The organism is Bradyrhizobium sp. 1 (assembly GCF_023073315.1).
Lineage (GTDB): Bacteria > Pseudomonadota > Alphaproteobacteria > Rhizobiales > Xanthobacteraceae > Bradyrhizobium.
This window is the reverse complement of the sequence record NZ_JADPJH010000034.1, coordinates 189,458-210,387: the sequence shown is the minus strand read 5'-3', so window position 1 is coordinate 210,387 and position 20,930 is coordinate 189,458. Positions and strand designations below refer to the sequence as shown.

At 64.4% G+C, this 20,930-nt stretch carries 20 protein-coding genes; 18 read left to right on the top strand and 2 right to left on the bottom strand.

Annotation, left to right across the window (positions count from 1 at the left end):
• Positions 1-5 precede the first annotated feature (5 nt).
• A complete protein-coding gene (locus IVB29_RS30950) occupies positions 6-794 on the bottom strand; it encodes an SDR family oxidoreductase (RefSeq protein WP_247507199.1) in 789 nt (262 codons plus the stop codon).
• 155 nt (positions 795-949) lie between these two features.
• On the opposite strand from IVB29_RS30950, the gene IVB29_RS30945 reads away from it, so the two are divergent.
• The 17 genes from IVB29_RS30945 to ftsH all read left to right on the top strand — a co-directional run bounded on the left by IVB29_RS30945 (position 950) and on the right by ftsH (position 18,407).
• Positions 950-1,315 (top strand): nuclear transport factor 2 family protein, encoded by a 366-nt coding sequence (locus IVB29_RS30945; RefSeq protein ID WP_247507198.1) that lies wholly within the window; start codon positions 950-952, stop codon positions 1,313-1,315.
• Between the two features lie 130 nt (positions 1,316-1,445).
• Entirely contained in the window at positions 1,446-1,850 is a 405-nt protein-coding gene (locus IVB29_RS30940) for a YciI family protein (RefSeq protein ID WP_247507197.1), read from the top strand.
• A gap of 52 nt (positions 1,851-1,902) precedes the next feature.
• Positions 1,903-2,268 (top strand): YciI family protein, encoded by a 366-nt coding sequence (locus IVB29_RS30935; RefSeq protein WP_247507196.1) that lies wholly within the window; start codon positions 1,903-1,905, stop codon positions 2,266-2,268.
• Between the two features lie 128 nt (positions 2,269-2,396).
• Positions 2,397-3,149, top strand: a complete 753-nt coding sequence (locus tag IVB29_RS30930; RefSeq protein WP_247507195.1) for a TetR/AcrR family transcriptional regulator — start codon at positions 2,397-2,399, stop codon at positions 3,147-3,149.
• Between the two features lie 121 nt (positions 3,150-3,270).
• Complete coding sequence (locus IVB29_RS30925; RefSeq protein WP_247507194.1) at positions 3,271-3,762, top strand: DUF2852 domain-containing protein; 492 nt, start codon at positions 3,271-3,273, stop codon at positions 3,760-3,762.
• A 263-nt stretch (positions 3,763-4,025) separates the two neighbouring features.
• Entirely contained in the window at positions 4,026-4,793 is a 768-nt protein-coding gene (locus IVB29_RS30920) for a serine acetyltransferase (RefSeq protein ID WP_247507193.1), read from the top strand.
• 24 nt (positions 4,794-4,817) lie between these two features.
• Complete coding sequence (locus tag IVB29_RS30915; protein WP_247507192.1) at positions 4,818-5,528, top strand: SDR family NAD(P)-dependent oxidoreductase; 711 nt, start codon at positions 4,818-4,820, stop codon at positions 5,526-5,528.
• A 389-nt stretch (positions 5,529-5,917) separates the two neighbouring features.
• The gene (tolQ, locus tag IVB29_RS30910) at positions 5,918-6,634 is read left to right on the top strand and encodes a protein TolQ (RefSeq protein ID WP_247507678.1); all 717 of its coding nucleotides are present in this window, start codon (positions 5,918-5,920) and stop codon (positions 6,632-6,634) included.
• A 43-nt stretch (positions 6,635-6,677) separates the two neighbouring features.
• Complete coding sequence (gene tolR / locus IVB29_RS30905) at positions 6,678-7,130, top strand: protein TolR (protein ID WP_247507191.1); 453 nt, start codon at positions 6,678-6,680, stop codon at positions 7,128-7,130.
• Positions 7,131-7,134: 4 nt separating this feature from the next.
• A complete protein-coding gene (locus tag IVB29_RS30900; protein ID WP_247507190.1) occupies positions 7,135-8,094 on the top strand; it encodes a protein TolA in 960 nt (319 codons plus the stop codon).
• A 41-nt stretch (positions 8,095-8,135) separates the two neighbouring features.
• Positions 8,136-9,488, top strand: a complete 1,353-nt coding sequence (gene tolB, locus IVB29_RS30895; RefSeq protein ID WP_247507677.1) for a Tol-Pal system beta propeller repeat protein TolB — start codon at positions 8,136-8,138, stop codon at positions 9,486-9,488.
• Positions 9,489-9,822: 334 nt separating this feature from the next.
• Complete coding sequence (locus IVB29_RS30890; protein WP_247507189.1) at positions 9,823-12,153, top strand: EAL domain-containing protein; 2,331 nt, start codon at positions 9,823-9,825, stop codon at positions 12,151-12,153.
• 178 nt (positions 12,154-12,331) lie between these two features.
• Positions 12,332-13,057 carry a hypothetical protein gene (locus tag IVB29_RS30885; RefSeq protein WP_247507188.1) on the top strand — a complete coding sequence of 242 codons (726 nt, stop codon included), beginning with the start codon at positions 12,332-12,334 and terminating at the stop codon, positions 13,055-13,057.
• A 272-nt stretch (positions 13,058-13,329) separates the two neighbouring features.
• Entirely contained in the window at positions 13,330-13,818 is a 489-nt protein-coding gene (gene pal / locus IVB29_RS30880; RefSeq protein ID WP_247507187.1) for a peptidoglycan-associated lipoprotein Pal, read from the top strand.
• Between the two features lie 189 nt (positions 13,819-14,007).
• Positions 14,008-15,048 (top strand): tol-pal system protein YbgF, encoded by a 1,041-nt coding sequence (ybgF, locus tag IVB29_RS30875; protein WP_247507186.1) that lies wholly within the window; start codon positions 14,008-14,010, stop codon positions 15,046-15,048.
• A gap of 76 nt (positions 15,049-15,124) precedes the next feature.
• Positions 15,125-16,216 carry a tRNA lysidine(34) synthetase TilS gene (gene tilS, locus IVB29_RS30870; protein ID WP_247507185.1) on the top strand — a complete coding sequence of 364 codons (1,092 nt, stop codon included), beginning with the start codon at positions 15,125-15,127 and terminating at the stop codon, positions 16,214-16,216.
• A 265-nt stretch (positions 16,217-16,481) separates the two neighbouring features.
• Entirely contained in the window at positions 16,482-18,407 is a 1,926-nt protein-coding gene (gene ftsH, locus IVB29_RS30865) for an ATP-dependent zinc metalloprotease FtsH (protein ID WP_247507184.1), read from the top strand.
• 239 nt (positions 18,408-18,646) lie between these two features.
• Here the strand turns inward: ftsH and IVB29_RS30860 are convergent, their stop codons facing one another.
• Positions 18,647-19,513 (bottom strand): alpha/beta fold hydrolase, encoded by an 867-nt coding sequence (locus tag IVB29_RS30860; RefSeq protein ID WP_247507183.1) that lies wholly within the window; start codon positions 19,511-19,513, stop codon positions 18,647-18,649.
• A gap of 197 nt (positions 19,514-19,710) precedes the next feature.
• Here IVB29_RS30860 and IVB29_RS30855 point away from each other — a divergent pair, with 197 nt between their 5' ends.
• Entirely contained in the window at positions 19,711-20,916 is a 1,206-nt protein-coding gene (locus IVB29_RS30855; RefSeq protein ID WP_247507182.1) for an ABC transporter substrate-binding protein, read from the top strand.
• The last annotated feature ends 14 nt before the right edge of the window (positions 20,917-20,930 follow it).

Below are 20,930 nucleotides of genomic sequence, written 5' to 3'. Positions count from 1 at the left end.
CGTGCCTAGCCGTTCCGCCTATGCCCGCGCAGCGTCGGCAGGCCGATGCCGGCCGCATCGAAGCCGCCATCGACGGCTAAAATTTGGCCGGTGATGTAGCTCGATCGTTCCGAGCACAGGAAGTAGATCGCTTCGGCGAGTTCCTCCTCCAAACCGTAGCGGTTGAGCGGAATGGCGTCGTGATAGTCGGCGCGGATCTCTTTGGTGTGGACCTGCTTCGCCATCGCGGTGTCGACCGGCCCCGGCGCGACCGCGTTGACGCGGATGTTGAGTGAGGCAAGCTCGACCGCCAGCTGCTTGGTGAGATGGGCAAGGCCCGCCTTGCTGGTTCCGTAGGCCGAGCGCAGCGTCGAGGCGCGCACGGCCGAGATCGAGGTGATGTTGACGATGGCGCCGCCATCGGCCTCGCGCATCAAGGGCACCGCGGCCTTGGTGCAGAGGAACGGGCCGGTGAGGTTGACCTCGAGCACGCGGCGCCAGTCGGTCTCCGACGTGTCCATCAGCGGCGCGAACACGGCGATGCCGGCATTGTTGACCAGCGCATCGAGCCGGCCGAACCGCTGCTCGACCGTTTTCATCGCGGCAGCAACCGCATCCGTGTCCGAGACGTCGCAAGTCAGCGCCAGCGTCGCCTCGCTCTCGCCGATCCCGGCGACCGCGCGGTCGAGCAACTCGCCTTGGATGTCGAGCAGCGCCACGCGCCAGCCCTCGCCAAGGAACTTCTTCGCGGTCGCAAGCCCGATGCCGCGCGCGGCTCCGGTGACGAGGGCGACTTTCTGCGGGGAGGCGGGCATGGGCGATTTATCCTGTGTTCGAGAAGGCTGGTTGCGTTCCTTTTACTGCGCTTTGGTCTCGGCGAGAAAGGCCTCGGCGGGCTTCGCGGTGTGCGGATGTCGGCGCGGTCGTGCGTGAATCGTCTTCGAGAAGACGTCCTTCAGGGAGGCCACCAATGACCGAGAACCGCGAACACCTGATTCGAAGCCTCTTCGCCGCCTATCTTGCCAACGACCGGCAGCAGGTCAGTGCCGCGCTGGCCGACGACTTCCGTTTCACCAGCCCGTTCGACGATGACCTCGACAAGGCGACCTATTTCGAGCGCTGCTGGAAAGACACCGGTTGGATCGTGCGCCACGACATCGAGCGCATCTTCGTCGCCGGCAACGAAGCCTTCGTCACCTATCACTGCCTGGCGACAGATGGCAGGAGCTTTCGCAACACCGAGTTCTTCACCTTCGCCGCTGACAAGATCCGCCGCATCGAGGTGTATTTCGGCGCCGCCTTCCAGCACGGCCGGTTCCTGCCGCAACCCCGTTAGCGCGGCGCAACAACCTTCGAAATAATTTTCACAGCCATGTCGGTCTTGTAGAAGGCCGTTCGTCTTGAATTGGGAGTATGGGCCGGACAGATCCTCCAGCGCCCACGCAGCGAAGAAACAGGACCTCACCATGCGATTCATGATGCTCATGATCCCGCTCGGCTACGAGAGCGCGCCGGCGGACGTCCAACTCGATCCCGAACGCGTCGCCGCGATGATGCGCTACAACGAAGCGCTGAAGGATGCCGGCATCCTGATCACGCTCGACGGCCTGCACCCGCCATCGACGGGCGCGCGCGTCTCGTTTGCGTCCGGCGCACCCGTCGTCACCGACGGCCCCTTCGCTGAATCCAAGGAAGTTCTGGGCGGCTACTGGATGATCGAGGTGGATTCGCGCGCGGAAGCGATCGCCTGGGCCAAGAAGTGCCCGGCCTCCGCCAACGAGATCATCGAGATCCGGCAGGTGCAGGAAATGTCCGACTTTCCGCCTGACGTGCAAGCGGCCGCCGCCGGTTTCGACGGCCTGAAGAGATAGCTGCCGCGATCACGTCGCGGCCGTAGTCGATCCATCAACAAGGAGAGAGCCGATGAGCACCGAACACAAATTCCTCGCCGTTTATCTCGGCAGCATGAGCGGACCGAAAATGGCCGCTTGGAATGCGCTTCCCGAGGCCGAGCGCAAGGCGAAAGAGCGTGAGGGCATGGCCGGCTGGCACGGCTGGGTCGAGAAGCACAAGGATGTTATCGTCGAGCTGGGCGGTCCGCTCGGCAAGACCCGCCGGATCGACGGAAACGGCGTCACCGAGATGAGCAACGCGCTGACCGGTTTCACGGTGGTGCGGGCCGCCTCACAGGAGGAGGCCGCAAAACTGTTCGAGAACCATCCGCATTTTGCGATCTTCCCGGGTGAGGCCGTTGAGGTCATGCCCGTGATGCCGATTCCGCAGATGTAGCTTCTGGCGAGGCCGATTCCGGGCGCGATGCTGGCTCATCGGCCCGGTGGCCCGTGGAAGTACGGAGTTAATCACTTCCCGCTCGCCGCTAGTGACCTTCACGCCCGGCTCATGTAAAGCTCGTTCACATGAGCTGGCGCAAGGAAGAGCGCCGCGCGGAGCGCGGCTATCACCACGGCAATCTGAAGGAAGCGCTGTTGCAAGCCGCCCTCGGGTTGATCGCCGAGAAGGGCGCGGCCGGCTTCACCTTCGCCGATGCCGCGCGCATGGCCGGCGTCAGCGCTGCGGCGCCGTATCGCCATTTCCGCGATCGCGACGAACTGCTGTCCTCGATCGCCCAGCGTGGCTTCGAGCAGTTCGAGTCGCGCCTGACCGGGGCCTGGGATGACGGGCGCCCCGACACCGTCACCGCGTTCGAGCGTGTCGGAAGGGCCTATCTCGCCTTCGCCCGCGAGGAGCCGGCCTTCTACAATGCGATGTTCGAATCCGGCCTGCCGGTCGACGCCAATCCGGCGCTGCAGGCCGCCAGCGAGCGCGCTTTTAATGTCATTCGCGCCGCCGCCGAGCGCCTTGCGGCGCTCGCGCCTCGGGGCGCGCCTCGGCCACCCGCCATGATGATGGCCCTGCACATCTGGTCGATGGCGCATGGCGTCGCCTCGCTGTTCTCCCGCGGCGATGCCGCGCGGCGAAAACTGCCGATGTCACCGGACGAGCTGCTCGAGGCCGAGGTGCTGATCTATCTGCGCGGCCTCGGCTTCCCGACCGACCGCCGTGCTCCGGCGAAAGGCGCTGAGCCGCCACCGGTGCCACCGGAGGCGGCCTCCGGTTCTGGCGTGCCGCCCGGCGGTACTCCGGGTGGTCCTTGGGGCAAGCCGAAATAAAGTTGCGCAAATAATCCCGCGCCCCTGTCGGGTGGTCGGCTTGACAAAATCGCGGGATGATTTAGCTATGTAAATGTTATTTACATTCACAACGGCTCAGACGCCGTCATGGAGATCGGAAATGGCCTACACCGCTGATGTCAATCGCTGGCGCGGCCCTTCGGACCAAGACCAACAATACGAGCGTCCCCGCATGCTCAACACGCCATGGCATCCCGGCTGGATTGCCGTGACCATCCTCGGCTTCATCATCTGGTGGCCGATCGGACTTGCCCTTCTCTTTTTCACACTCGGGAGCAGAAGAATGTCGTGCTGGAGCAATCAGGACCGCTGGCAGAACAAGATGGAGCGGATGCAGTACAAGATGGACCGCATGCGCGGCCGCATGGAGCGCCATGGCTTCGGCTTTGGCTTCGGCCCGCCGTCCTCCGGCAACCGTGCCTTCGATGAATACCGCACCGAGACGCTGCAGCGGCTCGAGGAAGAGCAGGTCGAGTTCAAGAACTTCCTCGACCGTCTGCGTCACGCCAAGGACAAGGCAGAGTTCGACCAGTTCATGGCGCAGCACAAGACGCGCCCGACCCCGCCGCCGACCGACCAGCCGCAAGGCTGAACTTCAAGGCTGAACTTCAAGGTTGAACTTGAAGGGCTGACACCTCTCAAAGCCTTCAGGCGCATGCCCCAAAGTCCTGATGGCCCCGAGCCGCCCGCTTGCGCACCCCGCAGGCGGGCGGTTTGGTTTTTGGGAGATTGCCGGCCAAAGGTTCGTGATGCTCCGGTCGCTTTGCGAGCAGTTGCCTCCCGCCGGCATCACTGGCGCCTTGATCCGGACCGCCTATATTCGCCGTTACGGGGTGCGACGGACCGGAGGCGGTGATGGCCGAAGCTGCGACCAAGGCGAGCGACAGCTTCTGGCAGGCGATCCGCGGCGAAGCGGAGCGTGCGGCGGCTGCCGATCCCGTCTTCGGCCAGGCCGTTGCGAGCGCCGTTCTCGCGCATGATGATTTTGCCGGCGCCCTGGCCGATCTGATCGGGCAGCGGCTTGGCAGCGGCGCCACCGAGCGCGCGCGCTTCACGTCCTTTTCCCGCGACGCCTTTCATGACGCGCCGGACCTGGTCGAATTGGCCAGCCAGGACTTGCAGGCGATCGCACGCCGCGATCCCGCCATCGCTGACCTGCTGCCGCCGCTGCTGCATTACAAGGGCTATGTCGCGCTGCAGGCCTGGCGCGTCTCGAACTGGCTCTGGCGCCGCGACCATCGCGATGCCGCGCTGCTGTTCCAGAACGAGGCGTCGAACGTCTTGCAAGTCAGCATTCATCCCGCCGCACATATCGGTTCGTCCGTCTATCTCGACCACGCCACCGGCATCGTGATCGGCGCCAATGTGGTGATCGGCGACGACGTCACTATCCTCCAGAACGTTAGCATCGGCCGTCGTGGCGAGCTGCCGGCGCGCTCGCCGCGCATCGGCCGCGGCGTTTTCATCGGCGGCGGTGCAACCATCCTCGGCGACATCGGCATCGGCGAATTTGCGAAGATCGGCGCCGATACGGTCGTGACGTCGGACATTCCCGCAGGCTGCACCGCGGTCGGCAATCCCGCGCGGCTGACCAACTGCCCCGAACCGGCTTCCGCGGCCTGACCCTTCAATCTTCGGAGACGTGCAATGAAGACGGCAATCGTGATCGGCGTCGGCCCGGACCGCGGGCTCGGGGCAAGGCTCTGCAAGCGCTTTGCGGTCGACGGACTCAAGGTGATCGTCGCGGGCCGGACGTTGTCCGCGTTGCAGGCCGTTGCGGATGATATCACGAAGGCGGGGGGCAATGCCGTTCCCGTCGTCGCGGACGCGACGAGCGAGCGCGACATCGCTGCACTGTTCGATGCCGCCGGTGAAAATCTCGACCTCGCCATCTACAACGCCGGCAACAACACGCCCGGCAAGATCATCGAGATGGAGGCCGAGTATTTCGAGCAGGCCTGGCGCGTGGTCTGCTTCGGTGGCTTCCTGTTTGGCCGCGAGGCAGTGCGCCGCATGGTGCCGAAGAAGACGGGAACGCTGCTCTTCACCGGCGCCAGCGCCTCGCTGCGCGGACGCTCCGGCTATGGTGCCTTCAACTCGTCAAAGGCCGGCCTGCGCACCCTGGCGCAAGCCATGGCCAAGGAATATGCGAGCGACGGCATCCATGTCGGCCATGTCGTGGTCGACGGCGCGATCGCCGGCGACAAGATCTTCTCGCGCTTTCCGGACGCTGCGGGGCGCGAGGACAGCCTGATCGACATCGAGGGCATCGTCGATGCCTTCGCCTTCCTCTACCGCCAGCCCGAACGCGCCTGGTCGTTCGAGCTCGACGTGCGGACGTCGAAGGAGAAGTGGTGAGGGGCCCGAAGGGGGATACGTGGAGGCCGCGGCGTACTGGATGCCTAGGTCAAGAGCCGGGGCATGACTGCGATGGGGCGGCGCCGCCCCCATCCCCCTGTGCTGCCTACCTTTCCCGCAGCCAAATGCGCCCCTGGTAACCCCGCATTAACCATCGGCGGGCTCTGGTAATTATGGACAATCGCGCCCGGAGCTGTCGTCGAGGCCCATAGTTTTGACATCTTGGCAGGGAATGCAGACGGCCGGCTTTGGACGAGGCCCTGCACCCCAGAAAGACAAGGCTTTGAGCGGGCTTGCCGGCCGCGCTGGTTTGCGCGGCTGTTGGGGAACCGGCAGCCATTTGCTGCCGCGGAACATCGGATAACGATCGCCTTGAGAGGATACTGCTTATGAATCCGGCCGACGTGGCTCAGTCAGCCCTCCCGGTTGCCGCTTCCGCGGACGTGTCGCTGATCGCGCTGTTCTGGCAGGCTCACTGGATCGTGAAAGCGGTGATGCTAGGGCTTCTCGCCTGCTCGGTCTGGGTCTGGGCGATCGCCATCGACAAGATCTTCCTGTTTGCCCGCACCCGCCGCTCGATGGACCGTTTCGAGCAGGCGTTCTGGTCCGGCGAGTCGATCGAGGAACTCTATCGCACGCTCTCGGCCAAGCCGACGCACTCGATGGCGGCGTGTTTCGTGGCCGCGATGCGCGAGTGGAAGCGCTCGTTCGAGAACCAGGCCCGCTCGGTCGCGGGTCTTCAGATGCGCATCGACAAGGTGATGAACGTCTCGATTTCGCGCGAGATCGAGCGGCTGGAACGCCGGCTGCTGGTGCTCGCCACCGTCGGCTCCGCCGGCCCCTTCGTCGGCCTGTTCGGCACGGTCTGGGGCATCATGTCGAGCTTTCAGTCGATCGCGGCGTCGAAAAATACCTCCCTGGCCGTGGTCGCCCCGGGTATCGCGGAGGCGCTGTTTGCCACCGCCGTCGGCCTTATCGCCGCCATTCCTGCCACTATTTTCTACAATAAGTTCACCTCCGAGGTGAACCGGCAGGCCCAGCGGCTCGAAGGCTTCGCCGATGAATTTTCAGCCATTCTGTCCCGCCAGATCGACGAGCGGGGCTGACGGACGGCATGTATAGTGTGAAGGGCAATTTGGGCACCAGACCATGGGCATGAACGCAGCCAGTTCGTCCGGAGGCGGCGGGCGCCGCAGCCGGCGCAAGCCGGTCATGGCCGAGATCAACGTCACGCCGATGGTCGACGTGATGCTGGTGCTGCTCATCATCTTCATGGTGTCGGCGCCGCTGCTCACGGTCGGCGTGCCGCTCGACCTGCCGCAGACCCAGGCCAAGAGCCTCGAGCAGAACGACCAGAAGCCGATCCAGATGTCGGTCGACATCAAGGGCAAGGTGTTCATCGCCGACTCCGAGATCGCGATCAACGAGCTGATCCCGAAGCTGAAGGCGATCACGGACGCGCGCGGCGGGCTCGAGGAGCGCATCTATCTGCGCGCCGACAAGAAGGCGGACTACGGAACGGTAGCCAAGGTCATGGGCCTGTTGTCCGGCGCGGGCTTCAAGAAGCTGGCGCTCGTCACCGAGGCGGATCAGGGATCGTAAGCCAGTGAAGGTGAACGTCGACAAGACACTGGTTGCGTCGATTGCTCTCCACGTCCTTGTGCTTGGATGGGGGTTGTTCGCCTATAGCAGCAGGGCTTTCGTGCCGGCGGAAGAGTCGCTTCCGATCGACATCATCTCCTCCGATCAGCTCGCGAAGATGATGTCGGGGCAGAAGACCGGCGACAAGAAAGAGCCGAAGCCCAAGGTCGAGAAGATCGCCGAAGCCAAACCCGAGGAAGACGCTGTCGGCAAGGTCACCGAGAAGAAAGAGCTGATCAAGACCAACGCGACGCCCGAGCCGCCGCCAAAACCCGTCGAGAAGCCGGTCGAAAAGAAGCCCGAGCCGCCGAAGCCCGTCGCCGAAGCCAAGCCGAAGGAAGAGCCGAAGCCGGCGGAAAAGAAGCCTGACCCGGCCAAGGAAGATCCGCTCGCCGAGCTCCTGAAGAAGCCGGAGACCAAGAAGCCGCCGCCCAAGCCGCCGGAGCGAAAGGTCGCGGCGGTGCAGCCGCAGCAGCAGCCGAAGCCGATGGAGCGCCCGTTCGACCCCGCGCAGATTCAGCGCAACCTCGACAAGAGAGATCCGACCCGGCATGAACTCGGCGGCTCGGCGCTGAACGCGTCGGCTGCGCTTGGAACGACCTCCGGGACGGCCTCCAACAACGTTGCGACCTGGCGGGGCGCGTTCACGAGTGCGGTCCGGCGTTGCTTCACGCCCACCTATAACGGGCAGGACGCCGATCAATACGAGGCCGACATCGACATCCCGATGAAGATCGACGGCTCGCTTGCGGCCGAGCCTATTATCGTCGAGGTGCGCGGCCCGTCCAAGTCGATTGCCCAGGCCGTGGCCGAGAGCGCCAAGCGCGCCATCGTGCAATGTCAGGTCTATTCGTTCATGCCCAGGCAGCAATATGAGGGCTGGAAGAAGATCGAAATGACTTTCGGCCTGAAAGATATGTTGTGACATCCGGACAAAAGAATTTTGCGATGAATGACGCTCGATCGATGAACCGCCGCCGCTTCATGACCCTCACGGGATCGACGCTCGCGCTGCTCGGGGGTGGACAGGTCTTCGCCCAGCAGCCGCAGCAGGGGCGGCTCCGCATCGACCCTACCGAATTTCGGCCGATCCCGATCGCGATCTCCAATTTCGTGCCGGGCTCGCCCGCCGACGGCGATGTCAGCAACGGCGTCACCCAGGTCATTACCAACAATCTGAAGCGCTCGGGCCTGTTTGCCCCGATCGACCAGGCCGCCTTCATCGAGCGCATCAGCAACATCGACGTCGCGCCGCAATTCGAGAACTGGAAGACCCTCAACGCGCAGGCGCTGGTCACCGGCCGCATGACGCGGCAGCCGGACGGAAGGCTCAAGGCCGAATTCCGCTTGTGGGACGTGGTCACCGGCCAGCAGCTTGCGGGACAGCAATATTTCACCTCGCCGGAATATTGGCGCCGGATCGCCCACATCATCTCCGACCAGATCTACGAGAAGTTGACCGGCGAGAAGGGCTATTTCGACAGCCGCGTCGTGTTCGTGGACGAGACCGGGCCGAAGGAGCGCCGCGTCAAGCGGCTCGCCATGATGGACCAGGACGGCGCCAATGTGCGCTACCTGACCCGCGGCGCCGACCTCGTGCTGACGCCGCGCTTCTCGCCGAACTCGCAAGAGATCACCTACATGGAGTTCGGGCAGGGCGATCCGAAGGTCTATCTCTTCAATATCGAGACCGGCCAGCGCGAGACCGTCGGCAACTTCCCCGGCATGACCTTTGCGCCCCGTTTCTCGCCGGACGGCCAGCGCGTCATCATGAGCCTGCAGCAGGGCGGTAATTCCAATCTGTTCGTGATGGATTTGCGCTCGCGCTCGACCACGCGCCTCACCGACACGCCGGCGATCGACACGTCTCCGTCTTACTCGCCGGATGGCACCCGCATCTGCTTTGAATCCGATCGCGGCGGCAGGTCGCAGATCTATGTGATGGCGGCGGGCGGCGGACAGGCTCAGCGCATCTCCTTCTCCAAGGACGACACCAACGCCACCTATTCGACGCCGGTGTGGTCGCCGCGCGGCGATTACATCGCCTTCACCAGGCAAGGCGGCGGGCAGTTCTCGATCGGCGTGATGAAGCCGGATGGCAGCGGCGAGCGGCTGCTCACCTCCGGCTATCACAATGAAGGCCCGACCTTCTCGCCGAACGGCCGCGTACTGATGTTCTTCCGCGATCCCGGCGGCGCCGGCGGACCGTCGTTGTTCTCCGTCGACATCTCCGGCCGCAACGAGCTGAAGGTGCCGACGCCGGGATTCGCCTCCGACCCGGCATGGTCGCCGCTACTGTCTTCCACGGCGGGTCAATAGAGCGTTTTCGAGCGAAGCGGGTACCGGTTCGCGCGAAGAAAACGCGTCAAAACAAGAATCGAGAACCACGTTCCGATTCCATCGGAACGTGGTTCTCGTAGCGCGCGTTTGGACGCGCGATGTTTTCGAAAAAACGCGCCGATTTTTTCGGGTTCGGTGAGGAAAGCAAGCTTTCCTTCACCTTGTGCTCGGCAACGATTGCCTAGTTGCTTGATATTTCAGCGGAAACAGGTTCGCTATTGCCGAAAAACAACTCGACTTTAACGATGTTCCCTCAGAAAGACTTCATCTCGGCTGGGTAAAAGTACGCGCCAAACAGGACGCGTAACAGGCAATGCAGCTGGCTGACCAGAAGCAGAGCGATCGAGACGAGCTGGAGCCGATACTCTACGCCGCTCTGATCAACTCTATGGTTCAGAATTTCTGGGCGATCTTCCTGGGCTCGGCCTCCGCGGCCGTGGCCGCGGTCATGACTGCGCTCAAGACCGGCGACGTCTGGCTCTGGCCGCTCGCATTTCTTCTGATCGCCATCGGCACCGCGCGTGCGTTCCAGATGCGTAGCTACGAAAACCGCACGCACCCGCTATCATTCGACGAGGCCAAGAACCTGGAGCCGCGCTACTGGCTCGGTGCGATCAGCTATGCCGCGGTGCTCGGCCTATGGGCCTTCGTGGTCATCTATCTCAACGAGGATGCTGTTGCCGACATGCTTTGTGTCGCCATCGGCATTGGCTACACCGCTGGCGGCGCCGCTCGCAACTACGGCCAGCCCCGGATGATCCAGTGGCACATCGCGCTCGCTTGCTTCCCGATGTCGCTCGCTCTCGTGCTGCACGGCGGCTTCTATCATATCGGGCTCGCCATCCTGCTCGTGTTCTTCTTCATCGGGCTGAAGAATATCAACCTCACCCTGCACGCGATCTTCGTGAAGGCGCTGACCTCGAGCTTCCGCGAGTCCGCGCTGGCGAGCCAGTTCGATACGGCGCTCAACAACATGCCGCACGGCCTGTGCATGTTTCGCGCCGATGGCCGCCTTGCGGTGATGAACCATCGCTTCGGCGAACTGATGGAATTGCCTGAAGACCTGGTCAAGCGCGGCGCCACGGCCGTCGACATCGTCGCGGCCTGCGTCGCCGCAGGCTCCCTCTCGGCGGAGAGCGGCAAGCAGGTTCTGGCCGAGATCGAGCATGCGCGGATCTGCGAGGTCGTCACCGCCGATCCGGATCCCTCGCGCGGCCGCACCCTGTCCTGGACGTTCCAGCCGATGACCGGCGGCGGCACCGTGCTGCTGCTGGAAGACATCACCGAGCGCACCAACGCCGAAGCCCGTATCAGCCATCTCGCCCGCTATGACGAGCTCACGGCGCTGCCCAACCGGGTCTCGTTCCGCGACGAGATCGAGCGGCTGCTGGCACAATCGCACGACGCCGAACGGCTCTCCGCGCTGCTGTTCGTCGATCTCGACCAGTTCAAGCAGGTCAACGACACGCTCGGTCATCCCTGCGGCGACCAGCTGTTGTGCGCGGTCGCCAACCGCCTGCGCGAGATGCTGCGTCCCGACGATTTCGTCGCCCGCTTCGGCGGCGACGAGTTCGTCGTGTTCCAGCAGAACATCGGCGCGCCCGAGGATGCCGCGAGCCTCGCCCGCCGTATCGTCGAACGCCTGAGCGAGCGTTACCGTATCGACAATCACCTCGTCGAGATCGGCGCCAGCGTCGGCATCGCGCTGACCTCGCCGGACGGCGCCAGCGCCGATACGCTGCTCAAGAACGCCGACATGGCGCTGTACCGCGCCAAGGCCGACGGCCGCGGCACCTTCTGCTTCTTTCGCGACGAGATGGCGGCGACCGTCGAGGCCCGCCGCATCCTCGAGCTCGACCTGCGCAAGGCGCTGGCCAACGAGGAGTTCGAGCTGTTCTACCAGCCGCTGGTCAACCTCAAGTCCGGCAGGATCACCACCTGCGAGGCGCTGCTGCGCTGGAACCATCCGGTGCGCGGCACGGTCTCGCCGGTCGACATCATCCCGGTCGCCGAGGATATGGGCCTGATCGTCGATCTCGGCCGCTGGATCCTGCGCCGCGCCTGCATGGAATGCATGAAGTGGCCGGACGGGGTCAGCGTCGCCGTCAACTTCTCGCCGCAGCAATTCCACCAGCGCGACGTGCTCAGCGAGATCCGCTACGCGCTCGAAGTGTCGGGCCTGCCGGCGCATCGCCTCGAGATCGAGATCACCGAATCCTCGCTGCTGCGCAATACCCAGCTGACCCACGATATCCTGTCGCAGCTGCATGCGCTCGGCGTGCGCATCTCGCTGGACGATTTCGGCACCGGCTATTCGAGCCTCAGCTATCTGCACAATTTCCCGATGCAGAAGGTCAAGATCGACCGCTCCTTCCTGGAAGGCATCGACACCGACCGGCCGCTGACGCTGCTGCGCGGCGTCGCGCGGCTATCGGCCGACCTCGGCATGGCCGTCGTGGTCGAGGGCATCGAGACCAACGAGCAGCTTGAGCTGATCAGCGCCGACGGCACCGTCTCGGAGGCGCAGGGCTATTTGTTCAGCCGTCCGGTGCCCGCCGTGCGGATGCGCCAGCTCCTCAACGCCTCGCATGGACGGCGCGGCGAGAGCCTGCTCCAGGTCGTCGGATCGCGCTCCTTCGCCTAAGCCCGTCATCGGGAATTCCCTGTCGTTTCAGTCTGTTGCTGGACACCGTAGTCCTACGGGGGGTTAACCCTAACCCTTCGATTGCTTTGCTTCATTGTTAAGAAGCTGTTAACAATTCATTACGCGCGTGGAAGTTGTCTTCGCGCGCGTGGTGAGCGGTGGTGCGTAAGGAGTTGGAATGCAGTCCTCAGCCAGAGCGATCATTTCGGCTGTTGGACGGGGTGCGGAGCTCCTGACCGACGTCGATTATCATCTTGCGGAAACGGCCGCGGAGAAGGAAGAGATCTATAATCTCCGCTACCGCGCCTATCTGCGCGAAGGCGCCGTCAAGGAAACGGCGGAAGCGCGGGTCACCGACCGCTACGACGAACAGCCGAACGCCTGGACCTTCGGCGTCTATCTCCGTGGCCAGCTTTGCAGCTCGGTGCGCATCAGCGTGCTGACCTCGGAATGGCGCGAATCCACCTCGGCCGACGTCTTCCCGGACATCCTGCTGCCGCGGCTCGATCGCGGCGAGGTCATGATCGATCCGACCCGCTTTGTCGCCGATCCCGACCAGGTCAAGCGCGTTCCGGAATTACCGTATCTGACGACCCGGCTCGCCTACATGGCGTGCGAGCATTTCAATGCCGATCTCGGCCTTGCCATCGTGCGTCCCGAGCATCAGGCGTTTTATCGGCGGGTGTTCCTGCACGAGACCATCGCCGAGCCGCGGCTGGTGCCCGGCCTCACCAAGCCGTTCGGACTGATGGCGGCTGATTTCCCGACCTTCCGCAAGAAGGTGTTCGAACGCTATCCGATCATGCGGTCCACCGCCTTCGAGCGGCGGATGCTGTTCGGGCGCGGCGGTCAGCGTCAGGTCCCGCAGCGGCCGGTGCTGGTGGCGGAAGCCGCCCTCGCCTGATCGAGGCGCGCACGCCTTGCCTGAAGGCGCTTCCGGGATTCTCCGCTCTCAGGCCCAAAATTCAAGCAAGGCCAGCGTTTTTGCCGGTTAACGCGGCTTGCCTTCACCCTCGCGCCACATTTACAACCCATTAACCATGACGATTGCTTTTCGCGGGTTGGGGGCATTTGACCGGCTGAGGCAAGGTTCCGTCAAGGTTGACGGAACGTTCGCTTAACCAACCCCCTGTAGACCGGACAGCAGTGGACGAACGTGAGCGTGGAGGCTCCGGAATGAAATATCCTATGCGTATCCTCCAGGGATTGAAGCTGGCCGCGGTGGTCGCCATCGCACTGTCGATGGGCGCCTGCGCCAAGCAGAACTCGGCCCTGGACGCCAACGGGAGCGTGGCGTCGCCGGGCAGCCCGCAGGACTTCGTCGTGAACGTGGGCGACCGCGTGTTCTTCGAGAGCGACCAGACCGATCTGACCCCGCAGGCCATGGTGACCCTGGAGAAGCAGGTGCAGTGGCTCCAGAACTATCCGCGCTACTCCTTCACCATCGAAGGTCATGCCGACGAGCGCGGCACCCGCGAATACAACATTGCGCTCGGCGCGCGCCGCGCCCAGTCGGTGCGTTCGTTCCTCGCCTCGCGCGGGATCGACGCCAACCGCATGCGCACGATTTCCTACGGCAAAGAGCGGCCGGTGGCCGTCTGTAACGACATCTCCTGCTGGTCGCAGAACCGTCGTGCCGTGACCGTGCTGAACGCGAGCTCCTGACGCTTCTGGTCAGCCGCCGTTCATCTTCAGAAACCGATTATGCCGGCGCCCTCTCGGGCGCCGGTTTCGTTTCAGCGATCTGTGACAGCAACCCCGTGGTGCCAGCCACATTTTTGGCGTAGTGCCTTTCAATGTGTGGCGCGTCGAATGTTCCGTCGCAGACCATTTCGCTTTCGTCGTCAGGGCAAGATGTCATCCAGATCCAAGGTCTTTACCGGCACCGTGGCCATCGCCGCGCTGCTCTCCTTCTGCTCGCCGGTCTTGTTGAGTTCGCCTGTTTTGGCGCAGTCGGACGATGATCCCGAGATGCGTATCGAGCGGCTGGAGAACCAGCTGCGCCAGCTCACCGGCCAGAACGAGGAGCTGCAATACCGCAACCGCCAGCTCGAGGACCGCCTGCGGGCGCTCGAAGGCGGTGCGCAAGCCGCGCCCGGACAGGGCCAGCCCAACGCCGCCGCCATGCCGCCCGCTCAAGTCGCGCCGCCTTATCGCCAGCAGCAGCAGGCCGTGCAGCCGAACTACGAGCAGCCGCAGATCGCCGCTCCCGCGCCGATCATTCAGGAGCAGCCGGCGCCCGGCGCCCCCGGCACGCGCCGCCGCGGCGATTCCTTCGACCCGAGCCAGAACCCGAACGCGCCCGGCGCACCGCGCGCCCTTGGCGGCGGACAGCAGCCGATGCCGGCGGGAGCCGGCGCGCCCGGCGGGCGCAACGCCGGCGAGCCGCTCGATCTCGCCAACACCAGCCCGCGCTATCAGCAAGGCGTGCCGCCGGCAGCACAGCCCGGCTATCCGCCGGCCCAGCAGGGGCAGGCGGCGGGCGCTGGCCTCACCACCTTGCCGCCCTCGGCGACGCCGCGCGACGAGTTCGACCTCGGCATCGGCTACATGCAGCGCAAGGACTATGCGCTGGCCGAGCAGACCATGAAGAATTTTGCGCAGAAATATCCGAGCGACCCGCTGCTCGGCGACGCGCAATACTGGCTCGGCGAGAGCTACTATCAGCGCCAGCAATATCGCGACGCCGCCGAAGCCTTCCTTGCCGTTACCACGAAGTACGACAAATCGGCCAAGGCGCCGGATGCCCTGCTGCGGCTCGGCCAGTCGCTGGCGGCGCTGAAGGAGAAGGAAGCCGCCTGCGCCGCCTTCGGCGAAGTCGGCCGCAAATATCCGCGTGCGTCGGGCGGCGTCAAAGCCGCGGTGGATCGCGAGCAGAAGCGGGTGAAGTGCTGATCCCAGGCGTTGTTCACTGACAAAGCGGACGGCGTTGCGCTAAACAGTCGGTCCACCCGCGGACGATTGCAGCGTCATGCCAGACGACGACAATTCACCGATTTCGGCACGCGCGGCGAAGCAGCTCTTCGCCGGGCTGAAAGCTGCGCCGGCGCTGATGCTCGCAGTTTCCGGCGGCCCTGACTCGGTCGCGCTGATGTGGCTCGCCGCACGCTGGCAGCGCAGTTTTTCGCGCGGTCCTCGTCTTCTCGTCGTCACCGTCGATCACGGCCTGCGTCCGGAAGCCGCGCGCGAGGCGCGCGAGGTCAAGCGGCTCGCAACCGCGCTCGGCCTGACGCACCGGACCTTGCGCTGGCGCGGCACCAAGCCGAAGACGGGATTGCCCGCCGCTGCACGCGAAGCCCGCTACCGTCTGCTTGCGCAGGCGGCGCGCGCCGCCGGCGCAAGCCATGTGCTGACCGCCCACACCCGCGACGACCAGGCCGAGACCTTGTTGATGCGCCTGCTCCGCGGCAGTGGGCTTGCCGGGCTGTCGGCGATGGCGCGCCTCACGGAGCGCGACGGCATCGTGCTGGCGCGTCCGCTGCTCGATGTCCCGAAGGCGCAGCTGATCGCGACCTTGAAGCGGGCGAAGATCTCGTTTGCCGACGACCCCACCAATCGCGACACCGCCTTCACCCGGCCACGGCTGCGCGCGCTGCTGCCGCAGCTCGCGGCCGAAGGTGGCGACAGCAGGAGTCTTGCGCGGCTCGCGACGCGGCTGTCGCGTGCCAATGCCGCGGTCGAGGTGCTGGTCGATGGCGCCGAGCGCTTCCTCCGTTTGCGGGATCGCGGCGATGCGCCGCAGGCGGGTGGTCGCAGCGTCGAGGCCCAAACCTTTTTCGAAGCCGAAGCCTTTGCCCTCCTGCCGGAGGAGGTCCGGCTGCGGCTGCTGCTGCGGGCCGTTAACGCGTTGGGCCACGAAGGGCCGGCGGAACTGGGCAAGGTCGAGACCCTCCTGGCTGCGCTCGATCAGGCCATCAATCAGCCGGCCGCCGCGGGTCCCCGTGCCCCGGCAAATGGCCGTGCGATCCTGAAGCAGACCCTCGCGGGAGCCTTGATCAGCCTTGCCGGCGGGCGTATCCACATCAGGCCTGCACCGGCCCGGCGGTCCCCAAAGGACTTGTAACGGGACGTGAAGGGCGGACCATGACACCGGCCGTTTCTGCTGTACCGCGTCAGGACACCTTAACCAGGCAGGAAAAACCCCGGCCAGGTCGCCATTATTTCAGCGGGAATCGCTCTAAGATGGGATAAATAGTCCCATCTCGTTCCCTTGGCAGCGACCGGGACGGCACCTAAATTGTATGCGTCTAATGATGAGGATTCCTTGGGGATTTCCTCGTATGCCCAAGGATTAGGGCCGCGATCCGCGCGACCACGAAGGAAGATCGATGAACGCCAATCTGCGCAATTTCGCCCTCTGGGTTATCATTGTCTTGCTGCTGTTGGCGTTGTTCACGCTCTTCCAGAATCCGGGTCAGCGCGCCTCCTCGCAGGACATCGCCTTCTCCCAGCTCCTGAGCGAAGTTGATCGCGGCAATGTGCGCGACGTCGTGATCCAGGGGCCGGATATCCACGGCACCTTCACCAACGGCTCGAGCTTCCAGACCTATGCCCCCAGCGATCCGACGCTGGTGAAACGCCTCTATGACAGCAAGGTCCAGATCACCGCGAAGCCGCCCGGCGACAACGTGCCGTGGTTCGTCTCGCTGCTGGTCTCCTGGCTGCCCTTCATCGCGCTGATCGGCGTCTGGATATTCCTGTCGCGCCAGATGCAGGGCGGCGCCGGCAAGGCGATGGGCTTTGGCAAGTCGCGCGCAAAAATGCTGACGGAAGCGCATGGCCGCGTCACCTTCGAGGACGTCGCCGGCGTCGACGAAGCCAAGCAGGACCTGCAGGAGATCGTCGAATTCCTCCGCGACCCCGGCAAATTCCAGCGCCTCGGCGGCCGTATCCCGCGCGGCGTGCTGCTGGTCGGCCCTCCCGGCACCGGCAAGACCCTGATCGCGCGTGCGGTCGCGGGCGAAGCCAACGTGCCGTTCTTCACCATTTCAGGTTCTGACTTCGTCGAAATGTTCGTCGGCGTCGGTGCCAGCCGCGTCCGCGACATGTTCGAGCAGGCCAAGAAGAACGCGCCCTGCATCATCTTCATCGACGAAATCGACGCCGTCGGTCGTCACCGTGGCGCCGGTCTCGGCGGCGGCAATGACGAGCGCGAGCAGACGCTGAACCAGCTGCTGGTCGAGATGGACGGCTTCGAGGCCAACGAGGGCGTGATCCTGATCGCGGCGACCAACCGTCCCGACGTGCTCGATCCCGCGCTGCTGCGTCCCGGCCGCTTCGACCGCCAGGTCGTGGTGCCCAACCCCGACGTCGTCGGCCGCGAGCAGATCCTCAAGGTTCACGTCCGCAAGGTGCCGCTGGCTCCCGATATCAACCTCAAGACCATCGCGCGCGGCACCCCCGGTTTTTCCGGCGCCGACCTGATGAACCTCGTCAACGAAGCCGCTTTGACCGCCGCCCGCCGCAACAAGCGCATGGTGACCCAGGCCGAGTTCGAGGAAGCGAAAGACAAGGTGATGATGGGCGCCGAGCGCAAGTCGCTCGTCATGACCGAGGAAGAGAAGCTGTTGACGGCCTATCACGAGGGCGGCCACGCCATCGTCGGCCTCAACGTCGTCGCGACCGACCCGATCCACAAGGCGACCATCATTCCGCGCGGCCGTGCGCTCGGCATGGTCATGCAGCTGCCGGAGCGCGACAAGCTGTCGATGTCGCTGGAGCAGATGACCTCGCGCCTCGCCATTATGATGGGTGGCCGCGTCGCCGAAGAGCTGATCTTCGGCCGCGAGAAGGTGACCTCGGGTGCGTCTTCCGATATCGAGCAGGCCACGCGCCTGGCCCGCATGATGGTGACGCGCTGGGGCCTCTCCGAGGCGCTCGGCACCGTCTCCTATGGCGAAAACCAGGACGAGGTGTTCCTCGGCATGTCGGTGTCGCGCACCCAGAACGCATCGGAAGCCACGGTGCAGAAGATCGACACCGAGATCCGGCGTTTCGTCGAAGAGGGCTACAACGAAGCGACGCGCATTCTCACCGAGAAGCGCGCCGACCTCGAGGCTCTCGCCAAGGGCCTGCTCGAGTTCGAGACGCTCTCCGGCGACGAGATCATCGACCTGCTCAAGGGCAAGAAGCCCAACCGCGAGTCCGTGCTCGAGCCGACCACGCCGCGCGCCTCCGCCGTGCCCCCGGCCGGCAAGTCGCCGCGCCCGCGGCCCGATGCCGATCCCGGCCTGGAGCCGCAGCCGCAGGCGTAACGCCGAACGGCAGATCGAATTGAAAAACGCGGCGGAGACGCCGCGTTTTTTGTTATCCGCAGGTCTCGTGCCCCGGACGCGGCACAGCGTCTCTTCGACGGTGCGCTGCTGAGCCGGGGCCCATGTCTCCGCATCCTACTGTGTTGCCTTCCGGGTCCCGGCTCTGCGCAGCAACGCCAAGAGCGTTGCAGCGCGCCCGGGACACGAGAGAGGAACGCGTTGTTGCACCGAAAGCGCCTTCACTTCGCCGCAGGCTCCGGCGCATCCCGCCGCCCAAGGAAATGCAGCACGTCATCGTTGAACTGCTCCGGATCCTGCAGGAACGAGAAGTGACTGACCTGCGGCTGGATCAGCAGGCCGGCGCCCGGAATGTTCGCGGCCATGAACTCGGTGTTCTCGCGCTTGATCGCCTCGTCGTGGTCGCCGTCGACGATCCATGTCGGCACCTCGACGCCTGCGAGATCCGAGGCCGTCCATTTCGGCTGGCTCTCCCACATCTTGGTCATGTCGGCGACAAAACCCTTGTACTCGGTCGGGGTCGGCGAGAGGCGCTTGTACTCCTCGCCGGCCCTGGCGATGTAGGCGTTGAACACGTCGTTCGACGCAATATCAGCGACGCCTGAAGGATTCGAATTCGCTGCGAAGGCGAACAGCTTGCTCACCCGCTCCGGATGCTTCATCGCGATGTCGAGGCCGATGATCGCGCCGTCGCTCCAGCCCACGATCGCGGCCTTCCTGATCTCCAAATGGTCGAGCAGCCCGACCACATCCGAGGCCATCAGATCGTAGCCATACGGCTCCCCATTGCGACTGCTGCGGCCGTGACCGCGGCTCTCCATGACGATGACCTGATAGTGCCGTTGCAGCGCGCGGACCTGATGACCCCAGTAATTGGCGTTGGCGAGGCCGCCATGCAGCAACAGCACGGGCTCGCCGCGGCCATAGACCGCGTACCAGATCTTCACCCCGTTGACGGGCGCGAGGCCGCTTTGCGCCGCCTCGGGCAATGTCGGCGTCGGCGGCAGGTTCAGCCATCGCGGCGCCGCTTGCGCTGCGCTGAGCGTAACCGTGACGAGAAGTGCGGTGAAAAAATTGCGAAACATCATGAGGCGTATTCCTGTTCGACGGCAGGACATTACCGCATGGCAACAACGGCGCGTCACCTCCGAAGACGTTACGGATGTAGCAAGCGTAGCAACCATGAGAGCGACGCCCGATAATGATTGGAGTCCGCCGCGATGTCATGGCATGCTCTTGTCAATTAAAAGGTGCGGCGCGACCGCAAACAGGGGAGGGGAGGCCGATGCGCTTGACGGCAGCATTGGGCGCGCTTGGCGCTATTTCATTCCTGACATTCACGCTTCCCTGTGACGCCGCCGAGATGCGCGGCGTCACCGCAACCGAAATCAGGATCGGTCAGACCATGCCCTATAGCGGGCCGGTGTCGGCGTTTGGCGCGCTCGGCAAGGGCGAAGTCGGTTACTTCAAGATGCTGAACGAGAAGGGCGGCATCAACGGCCGCAAGGTCAACCTGATCTCGCTCGACGACAGCTACGCGCCGCCGAAATCGGTCGAGCAGACCCGCAGGCTGGTGGAGAGCGACGAGGTCGCGCTGATCTTCTCCTCGATCGGCACCGCTCACAACACCGCCGTCGCAAAATATCTTCAGTCCAAGAACGTGCCGCAGCTCTTCATCGGCTCCGGCGCCTCGAAATTCGCCGACATCGCGCAATATCCGCAGGCGACGATGGGCGTGCAGGCGCCGTTCCGTTACGAGGCGCGGCTCTATGCGCGCTATGCGCTGGCAAAGAACCCGAACGCGAAATTCGCCGTCATCTCGCAGAACGACGATTACGGCCGCGACTATCTCGCCGGCCTCAAGGACGTGCTCGGCGAGAAATACGATAGCGTCGTGACGGGCGCCACCTACGAGATCCAGGATCCTACGATCGATTCCCAGATCGTGAAGCTGAAAGCGTCAGGTGCCGACGTCTTCGTGATCGCCGCGACCCCGAAATTCGCGGCCCAGGCGATCCGCAAATCCTTCGAGATCGGCTGGCGCCCGATGACGTTCCTCTCCAACACTGCGGTGTGGATCTCGACCGTGATGGAGCCCGCAGGCCTGGAAGCGGGCACCGGCATCATTTCGACCGCCTATGTGAAGGACCCCGACGATCCCGCCTGGTGGGACGATGCGGGCGTCAAGGGCTGGCGCGAGTTCATGACGAAATACGTACCCGAGTCCGACCAGCACGACACCAACTACGTCAACGCCTACAACAGCGCGATGGCGCTCGAGGCGGTGCTGAAAGCCTGCGGCGACGACCTGTCGACCGAGAACATCCTGAAGCAGGCCTATGCGATCCGCGACCTCGAATTGCCGATGCTGCTGCCCGGCATCAAGGTCAACACCGGCCCGACCGATCACGTCCCGGTCGACCAGATGCAGTTCATGCGCTTCAACGGCAAGAGCTGGGAACGCTTTGGCGAATTGCAGACCGGGAATTGATTGCCGGACGGGGA

What these genes read in the sequence shown, in the direction of transcription:
- IVB29_RS30950 (WP_247507199.1), bottom strand. Translation starts at nt 794, where the DNA reads ATGCCCGCCTCCCCGCAGAAAGTCGCCCTCGTCACCGGAGCCGCGCGC.
- IVB29_RS30945 (WP_247507198.1), top strand. Translation starts at nt 950, where the DNA reads ATGACCGAGAACCGCGAACACCTGATTCGAAGCCTCTTCGCCGCCTAT.
- IVB29_RS30940 (WP_247507197.1), top strand. Translation starts at nt 1,446, where the DNA reads ATGCGATTCATGATGCTCATGATCCCGCTCGGCTACGAGAGCGCGCCG.
- IVB29_RS30935 (WP_247507196.1), top strand. Translation starts at nt 1,903, where the DNA reads ATGAGCACCGAACACAAATTCCTCGCCGTTTATCTCGGCAGCATGAGC.
- IVB29_RS30930 (WP_247507195.1), top strand. Translation starts at nt 2,397, where the DNA reads ATGAGCTGGCGCAAGGAAGAGCGCCGCGCGGAGCGCGGCTATCACCAC.
- IVB29_RS30925 (WP_247507194.1), top strand. Translation starts at nt 3,271, where the DNA reads ATGGCCTACACCGCTGATGTCAATCGCTGGCGCGGCCCTTCGGACCAA.
- IVB29_RS30920 (WP_247507193.1), top strand. Translation starts at nt 4,026, where the DNA reads ATGGCCGAAGCTGCGACCAAGGCGAGCGACAGCTTCTGGCAGGCGATC.
- IVB29_RS30915 (WP_247507192.1), top strand. Translation starts at nt 4,818, where the DNA reads ATGAAGACGGCAATCGTGATCGGCGTCGGCCCGGACCGCGGGCTCGGG.
- tolQ (WP_247507678.1), top strand. Translation starts at nt 5,918, where the DNA reads ATGAATCCGGCCGACGTGGCTCAGTCAGCCCTCCCGGTTGCCGCTTCC.
- tolR (WP_247507191.1), top strand. Translation starts at nt 6,678, where the DNA reads ATGGGCATGAACGCAGCCAGTTCGTCCGGAGGCGGCGGGCGCCGCAGC.
- tolB (WP_247507677.1), top strand. Translation starts at nt 8,136, where the DNA reads ATGAACCGCCGCCGCTTCATGACCCTCACGGGATCGACGCTCGCGCTG.
- IVB29_RS30890 (WP_247507189.1), top strand. Translation starts at nt 9,823, where the DNA reads ATGCAGCTGGCTGACCAGAAGCAGAGCGATCGAGACGAGCTGGAGCCG.
- IVB29_RS30885 (WP_247507188.1), top strand. Translation starts at nt 12,332, where the DNA reads ATGCAGTCCTCAGCCAGAGCGATCATTTCGGCTGTTGGACGGGGTGCG.
- pal (WP_247507187.1), top strand. Translation starts at nt 13,330, where the DNA reads ATGAAATATCCTATGCGTATCCTCCAGGGATTGAAGCTGGCCGCGGTG.
- ybgF (WP_247507186.1), top strand. Translation starts at nt 14,008, where the DNA reads ATGTCATCCAGATCCAAGGTCTTTACCGGCACCGTGGCCATCGCCGCG.
- tilS (WP_247507185.1), top strand. Translation starts at nt 15,125, where the DNA reads ATGCCAGACGACGACAATTCACCGATTTCGGCACGCGCGGCGAAGCAG.
- ftsH (WP_247507184.1), top strand. Translation starts at nt 16,482, where the DNA reads ATGAACGCCAATCTGCGCAATTTCGCCCTCTGGGTTATCATTGTCTTG.
- IVB29_RS30860 (WP_247507183.1), bottom strand. Translation starts at nt 19,513, where the DNA reads ATGATGTTTCGCAATTTTTTCACCGCACTTCTCGTCACGGTTACGCTC.
- IVB29_RS30855 (WP_247507182.1), top strand. Translation starts at nt 19,711, where the DNA reads ATGCGCTTGACGGCAGCATTGGGCGCGCTTGGCGCTATTTCATTCCTG.